Below are 16467 nucleotides of genomic sequence, written 5' to 3' on the forward strand. Positions count from 1 at the left end.
ATGAGTTTCTCGAACAAGGAACAGGGTCACGCTAAAGAAGCGCTGCTGCCCAGAGCACGGGATATCGATGCGCTGGTACGTGCCGAGCATCATGACCCCTTTGCAATTCTCGGCCCCCACGGTGATGGTGCCGGCGGGCAATTCATTCGGGCCTATTTGCCGGACGCCTTGAGCGTGCAGTTACTGGCCAAGGACTCCGGGGAGGAACTCGGCAACCTTGAGGCCACCCAGACGCCGGGCCTGTTCGTCGGGCACTTCGATCGGGCGCAGCCGTATCTGCTGCGAACCCGGTGGGCCGGCGGCGAACAGGTTTCAGAGGACCCTTACAGCTTTGGCCCGTTGCTCGGCGAGATGGACTTGTACCTGTTCGCCGAAGGCAATCACCGCGATCTCAGCGCTTGCCTGGGCGCGCAGCTGCAAACGGTCGACGGTGTCGATGGCGTGCGGTTCGCCGTGTGGGCACCGAACGCCAAAAGGGTGTCGGTGGTGGGTGACTTCAACAACTGGGACGGTCGTCGGCACCCGATGCGCCTGCGTCATCCTACCGGCGTATGGGAAATTTTCGTCCCGCGCATGCAAGCGGGGGAAACGTACAAATACGAAATCCTCGGTACCCACGGCATTCTGCCGCTCAAGGCCGACCCGATGGCGCTGGCCACCTCGCTGCCGCCGGACACCGCGTCAAAAGTCGCTTCGCCGCTGAACATCGAGTGGCAGGATCAGGAGTGGATGCAATCCCGGGGCGACCGTCATCGGGTGAGTGCGCCGCTGTCGATCTACGAATTGCACGCTGGCTCGTGGCAATGTGAGCTGGATGATCTGGGCGAGGTCGCCCGCCAGTACACCTGGCATGAGTTGGCCGAGCGGCTGATTCCTTACGTGAAGGATCTGGGTTTTACCCACATCGAGCTGATGCCGATCATGGAACATCCGTTCGGCGGGTCCTGGGGCTATCAGTTGCTGTCGCAATTCGCCCCGAGCGCCCGCTACGGTACGCCGGATGACTTCGCCGCGTTCGTCAATGCCTGCCACCAGGCCGACATTGGCGTGATCCTCGACTGGGTGCCGGCACATTTTCCGACCGATACCCACGGCCTGGCGCAATTCGACGGCACCGCGCTGTACGAATACGGCAACCCGCAAGAAGGCTTCCATCAGGACTGGGACACGCTGATCTACAACCTGGGTCGCACCGAAGTGCACGGCTACATGCTGGCCTCGGCGCTGCACTGGCTCAAACATTTCCACGTCGACGGTCTGCGGGTCGATGCCGTGGCTTCGATGCTGTATCGCGATTACTCGCGCAAGGCCGGCGAATGGGTGCCAAACCGTCACGGCGGTCGGGAAAACCTCGAAGCCATCGACTTCCTGCGCCATCTCAATGACGTGGTAGACCTCGAAGCCCCTGGCACGCTGGTGATTGCCGAAGAATCCACCGCATGGCCGGGTGTCAGCCAGGGCACGCAACAGGGCGGACTGGGCTTCGACTACAAGTGGAACATGGGCTGGATGCACGATTCGCTGCACTACATCCAGCAGGACCCGGTGTACCGCGCCCATCACCACAACGAACTGAGTTTCGGCCTGGTATATGCCTGGTCCGAGCGTTTTATCCTGCCGATCTCCCACGACGAAGTGGTACACGGCAAGCACTCGCTGATCGACAAGATGCCCGGCGACCGCTGGCAGAAATTCGCCAACCTGCGCGCCTACCTCAGTTTCATGTGGGCGCATCCGGGCAAGAAGCTGTTGTTCATGGGCTGCGAGTTTGGTCAGTGGCGTGAGTGGAACCACGATCAGCAACTGGACTGGTACTTGCTGCAGTACTCGGAACACAAAGGTGTGCAGAAACTCGTCGGCGATCTTAATCGGCTGTATCGCGAAGAGCCGGCGCTGCATGACCAGGACGACGCGCCGCAAGGCTTCCAGTGGCTGATCGGTGATGATGCAATCAACAGCGTTTACGCCTTCATGCGCTGGAGCAGGGATGGGCGGCCGGTGTTGGTGGTGGCTAACTTCACGCCGGTGCCGCGTGAGGGTTATCGTGTCGGCGTACCGTTTTCCGGGCGTTGGACCGAGGTGATCAACAGCGATGCTGACACTTACGCCGGTTCGAACTATGGCAACAGCGGCGGGGCGTTCACCGAGGAGGAGCCGAGCCATGGCCAGGCCCTCTCGTTGGTATTGAACCTGCCGCCGCTGGCGGTGTTGATGCTGCGTCCGGAGGGTTGATCCGAAAAGATCGCAGCCTGCGGCAGCTCCTACATTGGGTCGGTGTACCTCCTGTAGGAGCTGGCGGAGCCTGCGATCTTTTGATCTTTCTACCACCGCATCCGCACACCCAGACTTCCAATCAACCCGTTCAAATCATTCTCATCCACACTACTGCTGTAGTCGGCGCTGACGTAGAGACTCACGGCAGGTGTCACTCTGGCCACCAAGCCCAAACCCACTTCGACGGTCGATGAATAGCGGCTGCTGCTGATCTTCTCGACCTGATCGAGGTTCACGGTATCGCTGGTGTAGACCGTGTGCCACACGTTGGTTCGCACATAGGGTTCAACCCCCAGGCCGTTGATGTCGTAATTACCTTTCAACCGTGCACCGACCCGGCCGCTCCAGGACGTCAGATCGCTGGACGAGGCATTACCTGACCCGGCATACGGGGTGTCCAGGGTAATGCGTTGATTGATTAATTGCGCCTGGGGTTCGACTACCCAGTGATCGCTAAGGCCAATGGGGAAACCACCTTCTACCGACAGCGTCACCGCGCTGCCCTCGGTTGCTTGTCGGGCGCCCTGGTCATTGCGGCTATAGCCGTTGACCCGGCCACCGCTGGCCGTCAAGTCCACATGCCAGCCTTGTGGCCCGGTCAGACTCCAGTAAGCGCCGAGGCTTTGGCCTTCGAGGTTAAGGGTGTCGTTGCCGGGGTCAGCAAGGGCGCGACCGGTCAGCAGTCCGTCGCTGTTGCCTTGTAACTGTGTCATGCCGCCGACCAGTCCGACCCGCTGGGTATGACCGCTACCGCTTTGCAGAGTCAGGATCGCCGGACCTTTGGATTCGCTACTGCCAGGGATAGCAAATCCCTGAGCCAGAACATCGGTTTGCGCCTGCCGCGAGGCCTGTCCATACACCTGATCCCAGGCCGAAGGCGCAGTGTCCTCGATGGTCAGGCGTGAACTTCTTGTATCGGAGGCGGCGCTGACGCGGCCGGGGTAGGGGGTGGTGAAAGTGACGGCTGGCAAGGTCATGACCGGAACATCCTGACGGTACCAGGGCGTGGTTTCATCTTCTGCCGGCCCTGCCTGTACTTCCATGGACGAGCACAGGAGTAGTGAACTCGAGACAGTGCAAAAAGTAACTTTGATCTCATGTTGGGTGAAAGAAGTTTTCATGGAGGTCTACCTTGCAATCGCGTGCGGTATCTCGCTCTGGCGTCTCTCCTACCCCGAATGAGGGGCGACCGAATATAGTGGGGCAAGCCTCTGGCCGCCCGATTTTGCGGGTGTCTCGGGGTTTGCCCCATGGTGTATTTCCGGGGGTAGTAACGTGTAGCTAAGAAGACCCTTGACATCGCGTCAAGAAAATGGCCGATAAATGGTATGTGTATTTTAGGACTTGCAAGTGACTGATTTACGCCGCACATCTAAGGTCTTGTTTGTTCGAAAAATCGTCAAAAAATCCGCGTTCCAGAGCGGTTTTGATAGTTGGCTACCGGTCTACCAACTCACCCTGACACCGACATTTGCGGCCGTTGCGCGCAGCTGATTGCTGTCGATATTGCTGGTGTAGTCGACTCCGCCATACACGCTCACGGTTTTCGCGAGGCTAAGCACAAAGCCGACACCGAGGTCGGCCGATGACGATTTTTGCTCGGTATCGATCCGGTCCGCGCCGTCGAAGGTTACCGAGTCGGTACCGGAAAGGGTGTGCCACAGATTGGCTCGTATATAAGGTTCCAGTGGTCGTCCACTGACTTGGTAGCGGCCTTTGAGTCGAGCGCCGAGGCGACCGGTCCAGGCACCGTCGGAGTCGAATGAGACCTTTGAATGCTGCTAAACAGCGAGGACGCAGGCGCCCTCGCTTCCCGCCTGGCGACTACCCAGGCTTGTGGTTATCCAGTACTCGATTGACCGCTAACTCACCCAACATGATCATCCTTTGCAGCACCAGCATCGTTTGGCGTCGTGGGCCATCCGTCAAGGCGGTGAGATCGTTGACCATGGCGCTGGCTGATGCCAACGATTCGCAGGCCTCGACGAGCAACGTTTCGTCATCCACCGCTGCGTCGATGGTGAAAATGGTGCTGGGCTTGTAGGGCGGTATCTGCGTTTTCGACGCCCCGGGGTTGAGGTAGAAGCTGAGTGCGCGGTCGGCCGCCTCTTTCATTTTCTTGGGGTCAAAGATCAATAAAGGCGTCGTAGGGTACCGGACCGGTATTAGGGGGGTTGGGCGTTACCTTGAACATAGTTAGAACTCCTTATGCCGTGAATAAGAGCCAACCAACCTCGCTACCAAACGAAGGGTGGTGGCCATACGCAGGTTGGTAGACCGGGACATAAGGAAACCGGCGCACCCGAAGGTGCCCTGCGCATGACCACCATAGTGCCGAGACGAAAAAAACGCCGCGAATGGTGATGCTGTGCATTCCTTATATCCGGGCTACCAAACCCGATCACTGTTTTGCAGTGACCAGCAAACGATATAGCCCGGCATCAAGCCGCACAAGCCGGCGGATTCTGGCGCACGTGTAGGTAACGACGCAAGGCGTTGTAGCCGTTAGGACGTAACACCGAGTGTCTTTAAACGCGTCCGCTAAACGCATGAAAGCGTCTAAAAATTCGAGGAAGCGTCCGACATTAAGTGCGATGCCGGTTGATTCGTCGACGACGTGTTTGGTGCGGCGCACGTTTCCGAATTTGCGCATGTGGATGACGCTGGGTCAGGCGCGCGGTGCGGTTGCCCCATAGGCGCAGGCCGGCACAGCAGTCTACGAAGCTAATGGTGTTTCAAAGATGCACTTCCACCGCCAACGGCAAGTGATCCGACAAATGCGTCCAGGGCTTGTGCCCCAGTATTCGCGGCTCATGACTGCTGGCATTGCGCAGATAGATCCGATCCAGGCGCAGCAGCGGAAAACGCGCAGGATAGGTTTTTGCCGGGCGACCGTGGTGGCGCTCGAAGGCTTCATGCAGATAGTCGCGTCGGGCGAGGGCAGTGTTGCCTTGCAGCTGCCAGTCATTGAAGTCACCGGCGATAATCACCGGCGCATCGTCGGGTAACGATTCGAGCAGTTGGCAGAGTAGCTGGAGCTGTAGTTGGCGATGGCTTTCCAGCAGACTCAAGTGAACGCAGATCGCATGGACTTCAGTGTGCCCCGGTACATCCAGAACGCAATGCAGCAGGCCGCGGCGTTCGGGGCCGGTGATCGAGACGTCGAGGTTGCGGTGTTCGCGGATCGGGTATTTCGATAACAGGGCATTGCCGTGGTGACCGTTGGGGTAGACCGCGTTGCGACCGTAGGCGAAGTCGCTCCACATGCTGTCGGCCAGGAACTCGTATTGTGAGGTCTGCGGCCAATCGTTGTAGCGAGTGGAATGGCGGTCGTGTTCACCGACGACTTCCTGCAGGAACACCAGGTCCGCCGACGTACTGCGTACCGCTTCACGGAGTTCCGGGAGAATGAAACGTCGGTTGAGTGCGGTAAAACCCTTGTGGGTGTTGACCGTCAGCACTCTCAGTCGATGAATCGCCGGGGGCGTGTTCAATGGAGATGATTCGACGGCCTGCCACTTGGAATCACTGGTCACGTTCACTCCTCTGAATCAGGACTGCTTATGTATGCGACTGATACAGCGGCGGGCAGTTCAGAGTGATTCGTCGCAAGAAGCCTTCACGCCAGAATGTAGCAGCTGTCGAGCCTGCGAGGCTGCGTTCGACTGCGTAGCAGTCGTAAGACCGGCAACGCGGTGTGTCAGGCAAACTCCATGTTCTGGATGGCGACTGCTGCGCAGTCGAACGCAGCCTCGCAGGCTCGACAGCTGCTACAGGCTGCTACCAGCGCTACGTCAGACGAAGACAATTTCATAAGGCAACCGTATCCGCTCCAGAAGCACCGGGGGCAGCAGCGGGGCGAGGCCGATGGCCGGCTCGCCGTCGAGCTGGCTGGCATAGGCGTGGGTAGCGTGGCTTTTGCGCGCGACGGTCCAGGTGTCCAGGCGAACCTTGCGCGCGCGATGCCACGGGATGAGCCCTCGATCACGCGTTGGCCGGTGCCAGGCCCAGACCGGTACTTCGTTGAGCGCCGCCCCGACCATGGCCGCGGCCTTGACGCTAGCCCGGCCGACGGCGTCATGGTCGACAATGCCATCCTCGCGCCAGGTGCTGAACACCACATCCCCGGGGCGTAAATAACGGGCAATGAATTGAGTCATCTGAAATTCGCGTTCGGCCAGGGCGTTGTCGGTGAAGCCGCCACGAATCCATTTGAGGCTGTGCATCGGCAGCCCGAGCCGGCGCAAGGCTTCGAGGCTTTCCTGGGGGCGGAACACGCTCAAGCGTTTCTCCGACCACTGTTGCGAGCCCGGATGGCTGGCGCTGCCGTCGGTAATCGAGATTAACTGGAGCGGATGTCCCAGGGCGCTGAGCAACTGCAGCAGGCCGCCGCAGGTCACGACTTCATCGCCAGGGTGTGGGGCAATCACTACAGCGCGTGCGCCGGCGGGGACCAAGGTCTGAGTGCTGATGACAGGAATGTTGTCCAGTTGCGGGGCGCTGTTCCAGATTTGTACTGGCGGGATGCTTTCACTGATGGTGACCGTTTTCATGGCTACGTCCTTGTTCTCGTTGATAGCAATGTGCAGCGCTCCAAACCCTGGATTGCCGCGAGCAGAGTATTGCTCATGACACGCTATTCGTCGCCTCGATGTTCCGTCCGGTACGTTTTTTTACCCGACCTGCGCCATGTCCCGCAAAAAATCACCAAAACGCGAAACCAACTCATGTTGCGCCGGGGTCTAGGCGGCTTGCAGGCACTCTGCAAGCAGTCGCTGGAATCGCTCCAGCGACTGGCCGCTACCCGGCAGCGGAAGCTGATCAAGTTCAGCCTCCACCAGCGCCCGCAGGGCACCGGCCTAGCGCCTGAGTGTCGGCGTAATCCCCTGGCTGACGCTGGAGAAACCCCTGAAGGTCCATTTCACTCTTCTTCCTCATGCTGCAATTCGAACAGCAGCAGAGAACGACCGGTGACGGAATATTCGTGTCCGAACTCGAAGCGTTCCTGCCCGCGAATCGACGGTTGATTGGTGTCGATCATGCACGTCCAGTGATAGCCGTCAGGCACTTCCGGCAAGGTGAAGTTGACGATGTCGTGGTGCGCGTTGACCACCAGCAACAGGGTCGCGTCACCGCCCTTGCGGCGGATACCGGTTTCCTGGGCGCGGCCATCCATCAGCATGCCGAGGCAGCGGCCATGGCCTTCCTCCCATTGTTCGATGGACATTTCGCTGCCATCCGGCGCGAGCCAGGTGACGTCCTTGACGCCGATGTCCTCGTTGTAATTGCCCACCAGGAACCGGCCGCGACGCAGGATCGGGTAGGTCAGGCGCAACTTGATCAGGCGTTTGACGAACTTGAGCAGGGCCTTGCCGTCTTCGCTCAGGTCCCAATTGACCCAACCGATGTCGCTGTCCTGGCAATAGGCGTTGTTGTTGCCTTCCTGGGTTCGGGCGAATTCGTCGCCGGCCACCAGCATCGGCGTGCCTTGGGACAGCAGCAGCGTGGCAAAGAAATTGCGCATTTGGCGCTGACGCAGCTCATTGATCTCGGGATCGTCGGTCGGGCCTTCGACGCCATGGTTCCAGGACAGGTTGTTGTTGCTGCCGTCCTGATTGTTCTCGTCGTTGGCTTCGTTGTGTTTGTCGTTGTACGACACCAGGTCGTTGAGGGTGAAACCGTCGTGGGCGGTGACGAAGTTAACCGAGGCGTACGGCCGCCGGCCACGCTGATTGAACATCTCGCCGGAGGCGGTCATGCGACTGGCGAAGTCCGCAAGTTGGCCGTCGTCGCCTTTCCAGAACGCACGCACGGTGTCGCGGAATTTGTCATTCCACTCGACCCAGCCGGGCGGAAAGTTACCAACCTGATAGCCGCCGGGGCCGCAATCCCAGGCTTCTGCAATCATCTTCACTTGGCGCAGCACCGGGTCCTGACGGCAGGCCACAAGAAAGCTGTGACGTTCGTCGAAGCCGTCGTGGTAGCGCCCGAGAATGGTTGCCAGGTCGAAGCGGAAACCGTCGACGTGCATTTCTGAAGCCCAGTAGCGCAGGGAGTCGGTGACCATTTGCAGCACGCACGGGTGACTCAGGTCCAGGGTGTTGCCGGTGCCGGAATCGTTGATGTAGAAGCGCTTGTCGTCGGGCATCAAGCGGTAGTAGGAGGCGTTGTCGATGCCGCGCATGGACAGGGTCGGGCCTTGCTCATTGCCCTCGGCGGTGTGGTTGTAGACCACGTCGAGGATCACTTCAAGATTGGCTTCGTGCAGGTGCGCAACCATCTCCTTGAACTCGGCGATTTTGCCGCTGGCCAGGTAACGCGGGTCGGGGGCGAAGAACGCGATGCTGTTGTAACCCCAATAATTGGTCATGCCTTTGTGCAACAGATGCTGGTCGTTGACGAAGGCATGAATCGGCAGCAATTCCACCGTCGACACGCCGAGCTTGCGGATGTGTTCCAGCACATCATCGACCATCAACCCGGCGAAGGTGCCGCGCACATTCTCGGGGACGGAGGGGTGACGCATGCTGATACCGCGCACGTGAGTCTCATAAATGATGGTCTTGTCCCACGGCACGCTGACCCGATGGTCGTGACCCCAGGTGTGGGCGGGGTCGATCACCTTGCACTTGGGCACGAAGGGCGCGCTGTCCCGTTCATCGAAACTGAGGTCGGCGTCGGGGTGGCCGATGGTGTAGCCGAACAGCGCTTCGGACCATTTCAACTGGCCGACCAGTTGTTTGGCGTAGGGGTCGATCAGCAGTTTGTTGTGGTTGAAGCGATGACCGTTCGCCGGGTCGTACGGGCCGTAGACACGGTAGCCGTAGATCATCCCCGGATGCGCGTCGGGCAGGTAGCCGTGGTAGATCTCGTCGGTGTATTCCGGCAGTTCGATGCGTTCCAGTTCGACCTCGCCGGCATCATCGAAGATGCACAGCTCGACCTTGGTGGCATTGGCGGAAAACAAGGCAAAGTTGACCCCCAGGCCATCCCAGGTCGCGCCCAGCGGGAAGGGCAAGCCTTCACGGATTCGCGAGGCCTCGACCTGAGGTTCTGGCGCGGCTTTCTTCGGACTGGTCATAGGTACTCCTGCAAAGGGGGTTCAGTTCTTGGCTCTGGTTTTTTTTGAGGGCGAGCGAGCCCTCGGTGGCGAGAAGGCTCGCCACGAGGTCAATCAGGACAAAGGTGAGAGGCGTCAGACCGCGGGCGGTTTACGCGCTGCTCGAGGTTTTTTCTCGTTGGCTTTTTCGCCCGGAGGGATCACCTTCGATGCCGCGGCGGGCTTGGCTTTGGCTTTTGGCTCGGCAGCCTTGCCATTGGCTTTGCTGGCAGGGGCCTTGGTGCCGGCGGTTTTGCTGCCAGCGGCTTTTGGCGATTTGCTCGGTGCCAGGGCTTCGGCTTCAGCCAGTTTGCGAGCCATCTCCCAGTGGCGGGCTTCCTGACCCTCGGGTTTTCCTTCCGATTCCCAGATCTGATAGGCGAATTCGCGGATGCGTTTATCGTTAGTGCTCATCGCAATGCTCCTGAACTGAACTCAAGTGTGGGTAGTTTGGATAAAAAGATTGATCGGGAAATCCCCCAGCGCGGTGCTGATGTTCAGTTCCCTTTGGGGTGTGACTGGTGTGCTTGAAAAAAGTCCCTCTAAATTTTCATCAGGGGCGGTGAACGGTAATTTGACCCGTGTATCGCCCCACAGCGGCGCGCCAATCCGGGGTTCGGCACTGTTTTTCAGCAGTTCGGCGCAGCGTATCGGCACGATGACGATGGCGCGTTTTCCTTCCAGCGAGCGAGCAAATGCGAGCACCCGGTGAGCCTGGCTGCCGACGACTTCAAGGGCTTGATACGTCCCTCGCCGAAACAGTTCGGTGTGCTCCAGCCGCAGGTTCAACACATGAGCGATCAGCGCTTGTTTAATGCGCCCGTCACGCCAGTTAGCCAACAATTCTGGCAGTTCCAATGGCGTCTGCATCGACTGCTGACGGCTGGCGTAATCCACCGGCCGGCGGTTGTCAGGATCGACCAGCGAGAAGTCCCAGTACTCGTTGCCCTGATAAAGGTCCGGTACCCCCGGCACGGTCATGCGCAGCAAGGTTTGCGCCAATCCATTGAGTGCGCCGGGGACGGCGATGCTCTTGGCCGCTTTGCCGAGGGCAGCGCGTAGCAGCTCACCTTCAGGGCTCAGAAGCAGACGTTGCAGGAATTGGTGAACCGCTTGTTCGTAAGCCTCGTTTGGCGCGCTCCAGCTGCTTTGCAACTTGGCTTCGCGCAAGGCTTTCTGTTGCCACTGCCACACTCGTTGAGTGTAGTTCTCCAAGGCTGCTTGATCGTCACTGCGCAAATCGAGCGGCCAGCTGCCGAGGATCGCTTGATAGAGGATCAACTCATCGCCCGCAGTCGGCATCTGGTCGTCGTCGCGCAGGGGGCGGGCGAGGGCCTGCCAGAGCGGGACTTGCTCGGCGTACCAGGCACTGCGCTCGCTCAGCACCGCCAGGCGCGCGCGGGTGTCTTCGCCGCGTTTGTGGTCGTGGGTCGCAGTGGCCAGCAAATTATCGGGGAACGCTTCGAGACGGTTGATGCAAGTCGCATGGAAATCAGCCGCCGGCGCGCTGAACTGCTCGGTGCTGAAGCCCACGTCATTGCGCGACAACAATGTCGCCGAGCGATAGAACGCGGTGTCCTCCACAGCCTTCGCTGCCGCCGGCGACGTCAGTTGCTGAAAACGCACACAGGCATGCTTGAGCATCTTGCGCGGCCGGCCCAACGGGTGTTTGCGCCAGGGTTCACCGCCCAGCCAGTTGGCCAGGCAATCGAGCACCGGCCAGTCGGCCTCGCCGAGGGTAAGCCTCGCACCGTCCATGGCTTGCTGGAAAAACACATCGTCTTCAGCCGAACGCCCACGGGGGCTGATGTAGGTGCGGTACACCGGGAAATGCACGATCAGTTCCTGCAACGCCCGACGGATCGCACCGAGGGTCAGATCGCGGGTCATCAGGTCATCCCGGGCCACTTGCAACAGGGCCTGGGCGACGCTTTCAAAGTCTCCGGCGAGGGAACCGTTGAGGATCTGCTGGCGGGCCAGTTGCGCTTCCTGACGGAAATCGGCGGGCCGTTCGCTGTAACGATTCCACAGTTCGCCCAAGGTGTCGGCGCCTTCGGGCGCGTGTTGCAGCAGCGACAGCTGATTCATGAACTCGTAACCCGTGGTGCCATCCACCGACCAGTCGCGGTGCAGGGTTTCACCTTCGCCGAGGATCTTCTCGACGTAGATCGGCAGGTGCCGATCCGGCGACAGGCTGTCGACCCGCCGCCGCAATTTTCGGCAGTAACCCCGAGGGTCGGCGAGACCGTCGATGTGGTCGATGCGCAAACCGTCAACCAGGCCTTCGGCTACCAGCTCGAAGATTTTCGCGTGGGTGGCTTCGAACACGGCGGGGCGTTCAACCCGCAAGCCACCCAGTTCGTTGATATCGAAAAAACGCCGCCAGTTGATGTCATCGGCCGCCGTGCGCCAACTGGCCAGGCGATAGCTTTGGTGTTCAAGCAACTGGTGCAGGCGCTGGAAACCTTCGGCGGTGAGCGAGTCGTAAGCGCTGAGGTTTTGCTGGATGGCCTGGAGAATCGCCGGATCGCTAGCCAGTTCACGCAACTCTGTTTTCAGCGGCATCGCCAGACTGTGGGCGTCGGTCTGGTAGCTCAAGGTGCTGAAACGGTCTGCCAGCGACTTGAGCGATTCGGCGGTCAGCGGGTCATCGGTTCTGAGCAGTTCGCCGTAATGGGTCGGGCAGATCGGGAAGTGATGCTCATAGTGCTCAACATAAAACGCGCCCTTTTGCGCATCGAAGCGCAGGGGCAGGGTGCCGTCCTGCAAGGCTATGCCGTAGTCGCTGCCGAGGAAGGGCAGCAGCAACTGGCCTTCCATCAACGGGTCGGGTGAATGCCACTGGATATCGAAGAACTCGCCGTAAGGACTCAGGCGTCCCCATTCCAGCAAATCCTGCCACCAGGGATTATCTCCACCGCCAACGGCCATGTGGTTGGAGACGATGTCGAGGATCAGCCCCATGTTCAGCTCGCGCAATGCGCTGACCAAACGCCGCAGCGCCGCTTCGCCGCCCAGCTCCGGATTGACCGTGGTCGGGTCCACGACGTCGTAGCCATGCATGGAACCGGCACGAGCACTCAGTAGCGGTGACGCATAGACATGGCTGATACCGAGGCTGGCGAAGTACGGCACCAGCGGCACCGCATCGTCCAGCGTGAAGTCTTTATGGAACTGCAGCCGCAAGGTTGCCCGCAGCGGTTGGATAAGCGTTTGCTTCATTGGTCACGCTCGGCCGCCTGAAGCCGCGCGCAGGCGAGCAGTTCCAGGCGCCGGGCGGCGTCCGGGTCATCGAGCAAGGCTTCACTGACGCCGGGCAAGCGTCGGGACCAGTTGGGGTGCGTGTCGGTGGTGCCGGGCAAGTTGGCCTGCTGCTCGATGCCCAAGGCATCTTCCAGCGGCAGCAACACCAGCGGCGCACGGGTATGACCGAGGAAACGTATTGCGGCGTCGAGCACCTGATCGGTTTCATGGGACTCTTCGCGAAAGTTCTGCGGGTCCTCGCTCAACACCCGACGCAGGCCTTCACGCTCGCGTTCACGGTGGTGACGCCATTCGATTTCACCCGGGGCGTCGACCAGGCCGAGTCGGGCGTTCCAGTCGATATCGCGGCCATGCCACCAGCCATTGAGCGTCGGCAGGTCATGGGTGCTGGTGGTCGCGAGGGCGTTGTCCGGCCAGTCGAGAATTGGTTTGAAGCGCGCGTTGTCCTGTTCGAACAACAGCACGCGCATGCCGAGGATCGAACGGGCGACGAGCTTTTCTCGCAGACCATCCGCTACGGTGCCGAGGTCTTCACCGAGGACGATGGCCTGATGGCGATGGGACTCGAGGGTCAGCAAACGCAGCAGGTCGTCCACCGGGTAATAGAGGTAGGCGCCGTCGGCGGGTGACGCGCCATTGGGGATCACCCACAGTCGTTGCAGGCCCATGACGTGATCGATGCGCAGGCCACCGGCGTGGGCAAAATTGGCGCGGAGCATTTCGATGAAGGCCCGAAAGCCATTGCGCACCAGACCTTCGGGCGAGAACGCGGAAATCCCCCAGCCCTGACCGGTGCGGTTAAGGATGTCGGGCGGTGCGCCCACGGTCAGCGAGGCGAGCAATTCGTCCTGACGACTCCAGGCCTGACTGCCACCGCCATCGGCACCCACCGCCAGATCGGCGATCAGGCCAATGCTCATGCCGGCGCTGCGGGCGGCGGTTTGTGCGCGCTCCAGGCAGCGGGTGATCAGCCATTGGCAGAAGGCAAAGAAGCCGATGTGCCCGGCGTTCTCTTCGGCGAATTCGGCCAGGGCCGCGCTACGCGGGTTTTGCCATTGCTCGGGCCAATGCCGCCAGTCGAGGCTTTCACCCTTGGCGGCGCGGGCTTCTTGAATGGCTTCGAAGCGGCAGTGGTTTTCCAGGGCCTCGCCAGCGGCGTGGCGGAAACTGCTGAAGTCGGCATGCAACGGGTGTTCACCCTGGACAAAGCCTTCGTACAACGCCTGCAACAGACGGTGTTTGGCTTCGGCCGCTACCGGCCAATCAACCAAGGGCAAGGCTTCAAGGTGCTTGAGTTCTGCCGCCAGGCCTGTGGAATCAATCGCGGTCCGCAACGCTCGGTCACCCAGGATCGCGCCCGGTGCGGCGTACAGACTGTTGAGAAACAAACGGCTGGACGGCGAATACGGGCTGTAGCGCTGGGTATCGCTGCCGAACATGGCATGCAGCGGACTGATCGCCAACGCTTCGGCACCGCGTTCACCGGCTACACGGGCCAGGTCTTCCAGCGCCTGGGTATCGCCGAAACCGCCATCGCCCGGACGACGCAGCGAGTACAGCTGCACGCTCAGGCCCCAGGCGCGCGGGATCGGACTGTCGACGGCATCGCCGACGCTGTAGCAGCGCGTCGGTGCAACGGCCAAGGTAAATTCCTGCCCGTCGATGCTGACGTGTTGATAACCGACCGGGACCAGGCCGGGCAGCATCGCCTCGGCATCCAGTTTCAGGTTGAGTCGCGAGCCATCTTCAAGGTGGATCTCGCACGGTGTTTCAGGCTCAAAGTAATGCGCCAGGCTGAGGCCAACACCGAAGTCGGCGGTCAGCAGCGGCGGCAGGTGTCGGGTCTGTTGCACCTGCTGCAGTTCAAGCAGGCTGGCGTCGATTTCCTGAGCGCTGCCGGCCGGGTGACCGAGTCCGATGAGGACGTTGCGTAACACTGATGGAGCGACTTTCTGTGGGCGGCCGTTGGCGTCGATCCAGTCGACAGCCAGGCCAGCTCGGCTGGCCAGTATTTCCAGTTGCGCATCGCTCATTGGCGCTCTCCATCCGGGGTTAGCAAAGGGGCTGCGGCCGTGAGGCTGACTAGCGCGCAATACGGGGCAAGCGTGCCCTGATCCAACAGGCCGGCTGACTGTGGCGGGTATTCGAACAACAACGAAGCGTCGGCCTGTGGGGAGTGGACCACAGGTGTGTCGCTGAGGTTCAGGTCAATGCACAGCAGGCTGCCATCGCCCAGTCGCCAGCGCGCCGTTACTGCGCCTGCGCCCAGCACGTCCGCGCCCAATGCTTGAGCACCGGGGAGGCGGGGAATGATCTGCTGATGGCGGACCTGCAACAGTTGGCGATACAGGTCGTGCATGGCGGATTGTCGGGTTGATGTCAGCTCGGGGCGTGAAGCCTCAAAGGTCTGGCGCGCGTTGGGGTCGGGAATCTGCTCGCGTTTGTGCGGATCAGCAAACGCGCTGAAGGCGGCAAACTCGTTACGTCGTCCCTCGCGGACCAGCTCCGCGAGTTCACCGTGATGGCTGGTGAAGAACAGGAACGGTTGCTTGGCGGCGAACTCGTCACCCATGAACATCAGCGGGATCATCGGTGACAACAGCAGTAATGCCGTGGCTGCCTTCAGCGCGTCGGGGTTGGCCAGTTGATGCAATCGTTCGCCCAAGGCGCGGTTACCGATCTGGTCGTGGTTTTGCAGAAACAGCACGAAAGCACAGGGCGGCAAATGACCGCTGGGCTCGCCACGGGTTGTACCGTGACGGGTCACGTGGCCCTGAAACACAAAGCCCTGGCTCAGGCAGCGAGCCAGTTGCTCGGTGGGGTTTTGCGCATAGTCGGCGTAATAGGCGTCGGTTTCGCCGGTCAGCAGCACGTGCAAGGCATTGTGGCCGTCGTCGTTCCACTGCGCGTCGAAGCCTTCTTCGAGCAGGCTGGCCTGGTTGTGTTCGTTTTCAACGGTCAGCCACACATGCCTGGCCGGATCGGTTTGCTGGCGAACCTTTTGCGCCAGTTCCTGAAGAAAGTCTGGATCTTCGATGGCATGCACCGCGTCCAGGCGCAAGCCATCGAAGCGGTACTCCAGCAACCACATCAACGCATTATCGATGAAGAAGTCCCGCACCTCGCGCCGCCGGAAGTCGATGGCCGCACCCCAAGGCGTGTGCTTGTCTTCGCGGAAGAAGCCCTTGGCGTAGCGATGCAGGTAATTGCCGTCCGGGCCGAAATGGTTGTAGACCACGTCGAGAATCACCGCCAGGCCATGGCCGTGGGCGGTGTCGATCAGGTGTTTGAGTTGTTCGGGAGTGCCATAGGAGGCTTGGGGCGCGTAGGTCAGAACCCCGTCGTAACCCCAATTGCGATCACCGGGGAACTGCGCCAGCGGCATCAATTCGATCGCGCTGATGCCCAGCTCCACGAGGCGCGCCAGGTGCTGCTCGACTTCGCTGAAGCCGCCGAGCGCACCGACGTGTAATTCGTAGATCACCGCCTCATTCCACGGCCGCCCGAGCCAGGCGCTGTGTTGCCATTGATACGCAAGTGGATCGACCACCACGCTGTGGCGGTCGATATCACCGGCCTGCGCGCGGGAGGCCGGGTCGGGCACCTCCAGCTCGCCGTCGATGTTGTAGCGGTAACGCGTGCCGGCGGGGCAGCGGGTGTTGATCACGAACCAGCCATCCGCCTGAGGCAGGAGTGGCAAGGATTGTCCATCTTCCAGTTCGACACTGACGTAAAACGCATCTGGCGCCCACAAGGCAAAACGCGTGTGCTCTGCGTCCAGCATGATTGCGCCGTGGGGCCAGGTCTCAAGGGTCCGTAACGGCATCTTT

9 protein-coding genes and 3 pseudogenes are annotated in these 16467 nt (G+C 60.7%); 1 reads left to right on the forward strand and 11 read right to left on the reverse strand.

Annotated elements, in window-relative coordinates; all coding sequences use genetic code 11:
• A complete protein-coding gene (gene glgB / locus CUN63_RS26930; protein WP_129443898.1) occupies positions 1-2232 on the forward strand; it encodes a 1,4-alpha-glucan branching protein GlgB in 2232 nt (743 codons plus the stop codon).
• A gap of 89 nt (positions 2233-2321) precedes the next feature.
• On the opposite strand, the gene CUN63_RS26935 is transcribed toward glgB, so the two are convergent.
• The 11 genes and pseudogenes from CUN63_RS26935 to treZ form a co-directional block, all read right to left on the reverse strand.
• Positions 2322-3395, reverse strand: a complete 1074-nt coding sequence (locus CUN63_RS26935; RefSeq protein WP_129443900.1) for an autotransporter outer membrane beta-barrel domain-containing protein — start codon at positions 3393-3395, stop codon at positions 2322-2324.
• Positions 3396-3719: 324 nt separating this feature from the next.
• Positions 3720-4049 (reverse strand): annotated as a pseudogene (locus CUN63_RS26940) (autotransporter outer membrane beta-barrel domain-containing protein); the annotation flags it as partial.
• Between the two features lie 49 nt (positions 4050-4098).
• Positions 4099-4468 (reverse strand): annotated as a pseudogene (locus CUN63_RS26945) (DUF6124 family protein).
• Positions 4469-5009: 541 nt separating this feature from the next.
• On the reverse strand, positions 5010-5810 hold the full coding sequence (locus CUN63_RS26950) for an endonuclease/exonuclease/phosphatase family protein (RefSeq protein WP_046053575.1): 801 nt from the start codon (positions 5808-5810) through the stop codon (positions 5010-5012).
• A 258-nt stretch (positions 5811-6068) separates the two neighbouring features.
• Complete coding sequence (locus tag CUN63_RS26955; RefSeq protein WP_129443902.1) at positions 6069-6827, reverse strand: PIG-L deacetylase family protein; 759 nt, start codon at positions 6825-6827, stop codon at positions 6069-6071.
• Positions 6828-7043: 216 nt separating this feature from the next.
• A pseudogene (locus CUN63_RS32435) lies at positions 7044-7194 on the reverse strand (acyl-CoA dehydrogenase); the annotation flags it as partial.
• Between the two features lies 1 nt (position 7195).
• Complete coding sequence (gene glgX / locus CUN63_RS26965; RefSeq protein ID WP_129443904.1) at positions 7196-9355, reverse strand: glycogen debranching protein GlgX; 2160 nt, start codon at positions 9353-9355, stop codon at positions 7196-7198.
• Between the two features lie 114 nt (positions 9356-9469).
• Entirely contained in the window at positions 9470-9787 is a 318-nt protein-coding gene (locus tag CUN63_RS26970) for a DUF2934 domain-containing protein (protein ID WP_129443906.1), read from the reverse strand.
• Positions 9788-9808: 21 nt separating this feature from the next.
• Positions 9809-12595, reverse strand: coding sequence for a malto-oligosyltrehalose synthase (locus tag CUN63_RS26975; protein ID WP_129443908.1), 2787 nt, complete (start codon positions 12593-12595; stop codon positions 9809-9811).
• Positions 12592-14670, reverse strand: coding sequence for a 4-alpha-glucanotransferase (gene malQ / locus CUN63_RS26980; protein WP_129443910.1), 2079 nt, complete (start codon positions 14668-14670; stop codon positions 12592-12594). Before malQ ends, CUN63_RS26975 begins: the two co-directional genes overlap by 4 nt.
• Entirely contained in the window at positions 14667-16463 is a 1797-nt protein-coding gene (gene treZ / locus CUN63_RS26985; RefSeq protein WP_129443912.1) for a malto-oligosyltrehalose trehalohydrolase, read from the reverse strand. The genes malQ and treZ overlap by 4 nt, the downstream gene beginning before the upstream one ends.
• Between the last annotated feature and the right edge of the window lie 4 nt (positions 16464-16467).

This window comes from Pseudomonas sp. ACM7, from assembly GCF_004136015.1.
Taxonomy (GTDB): Bacteria; Pseudomonadota; Gammaproteobacteria; order Pseudomonadales; family Pseudomonadaceae; genus Aquipseudomonas; species Aquipseudomonas frigoris.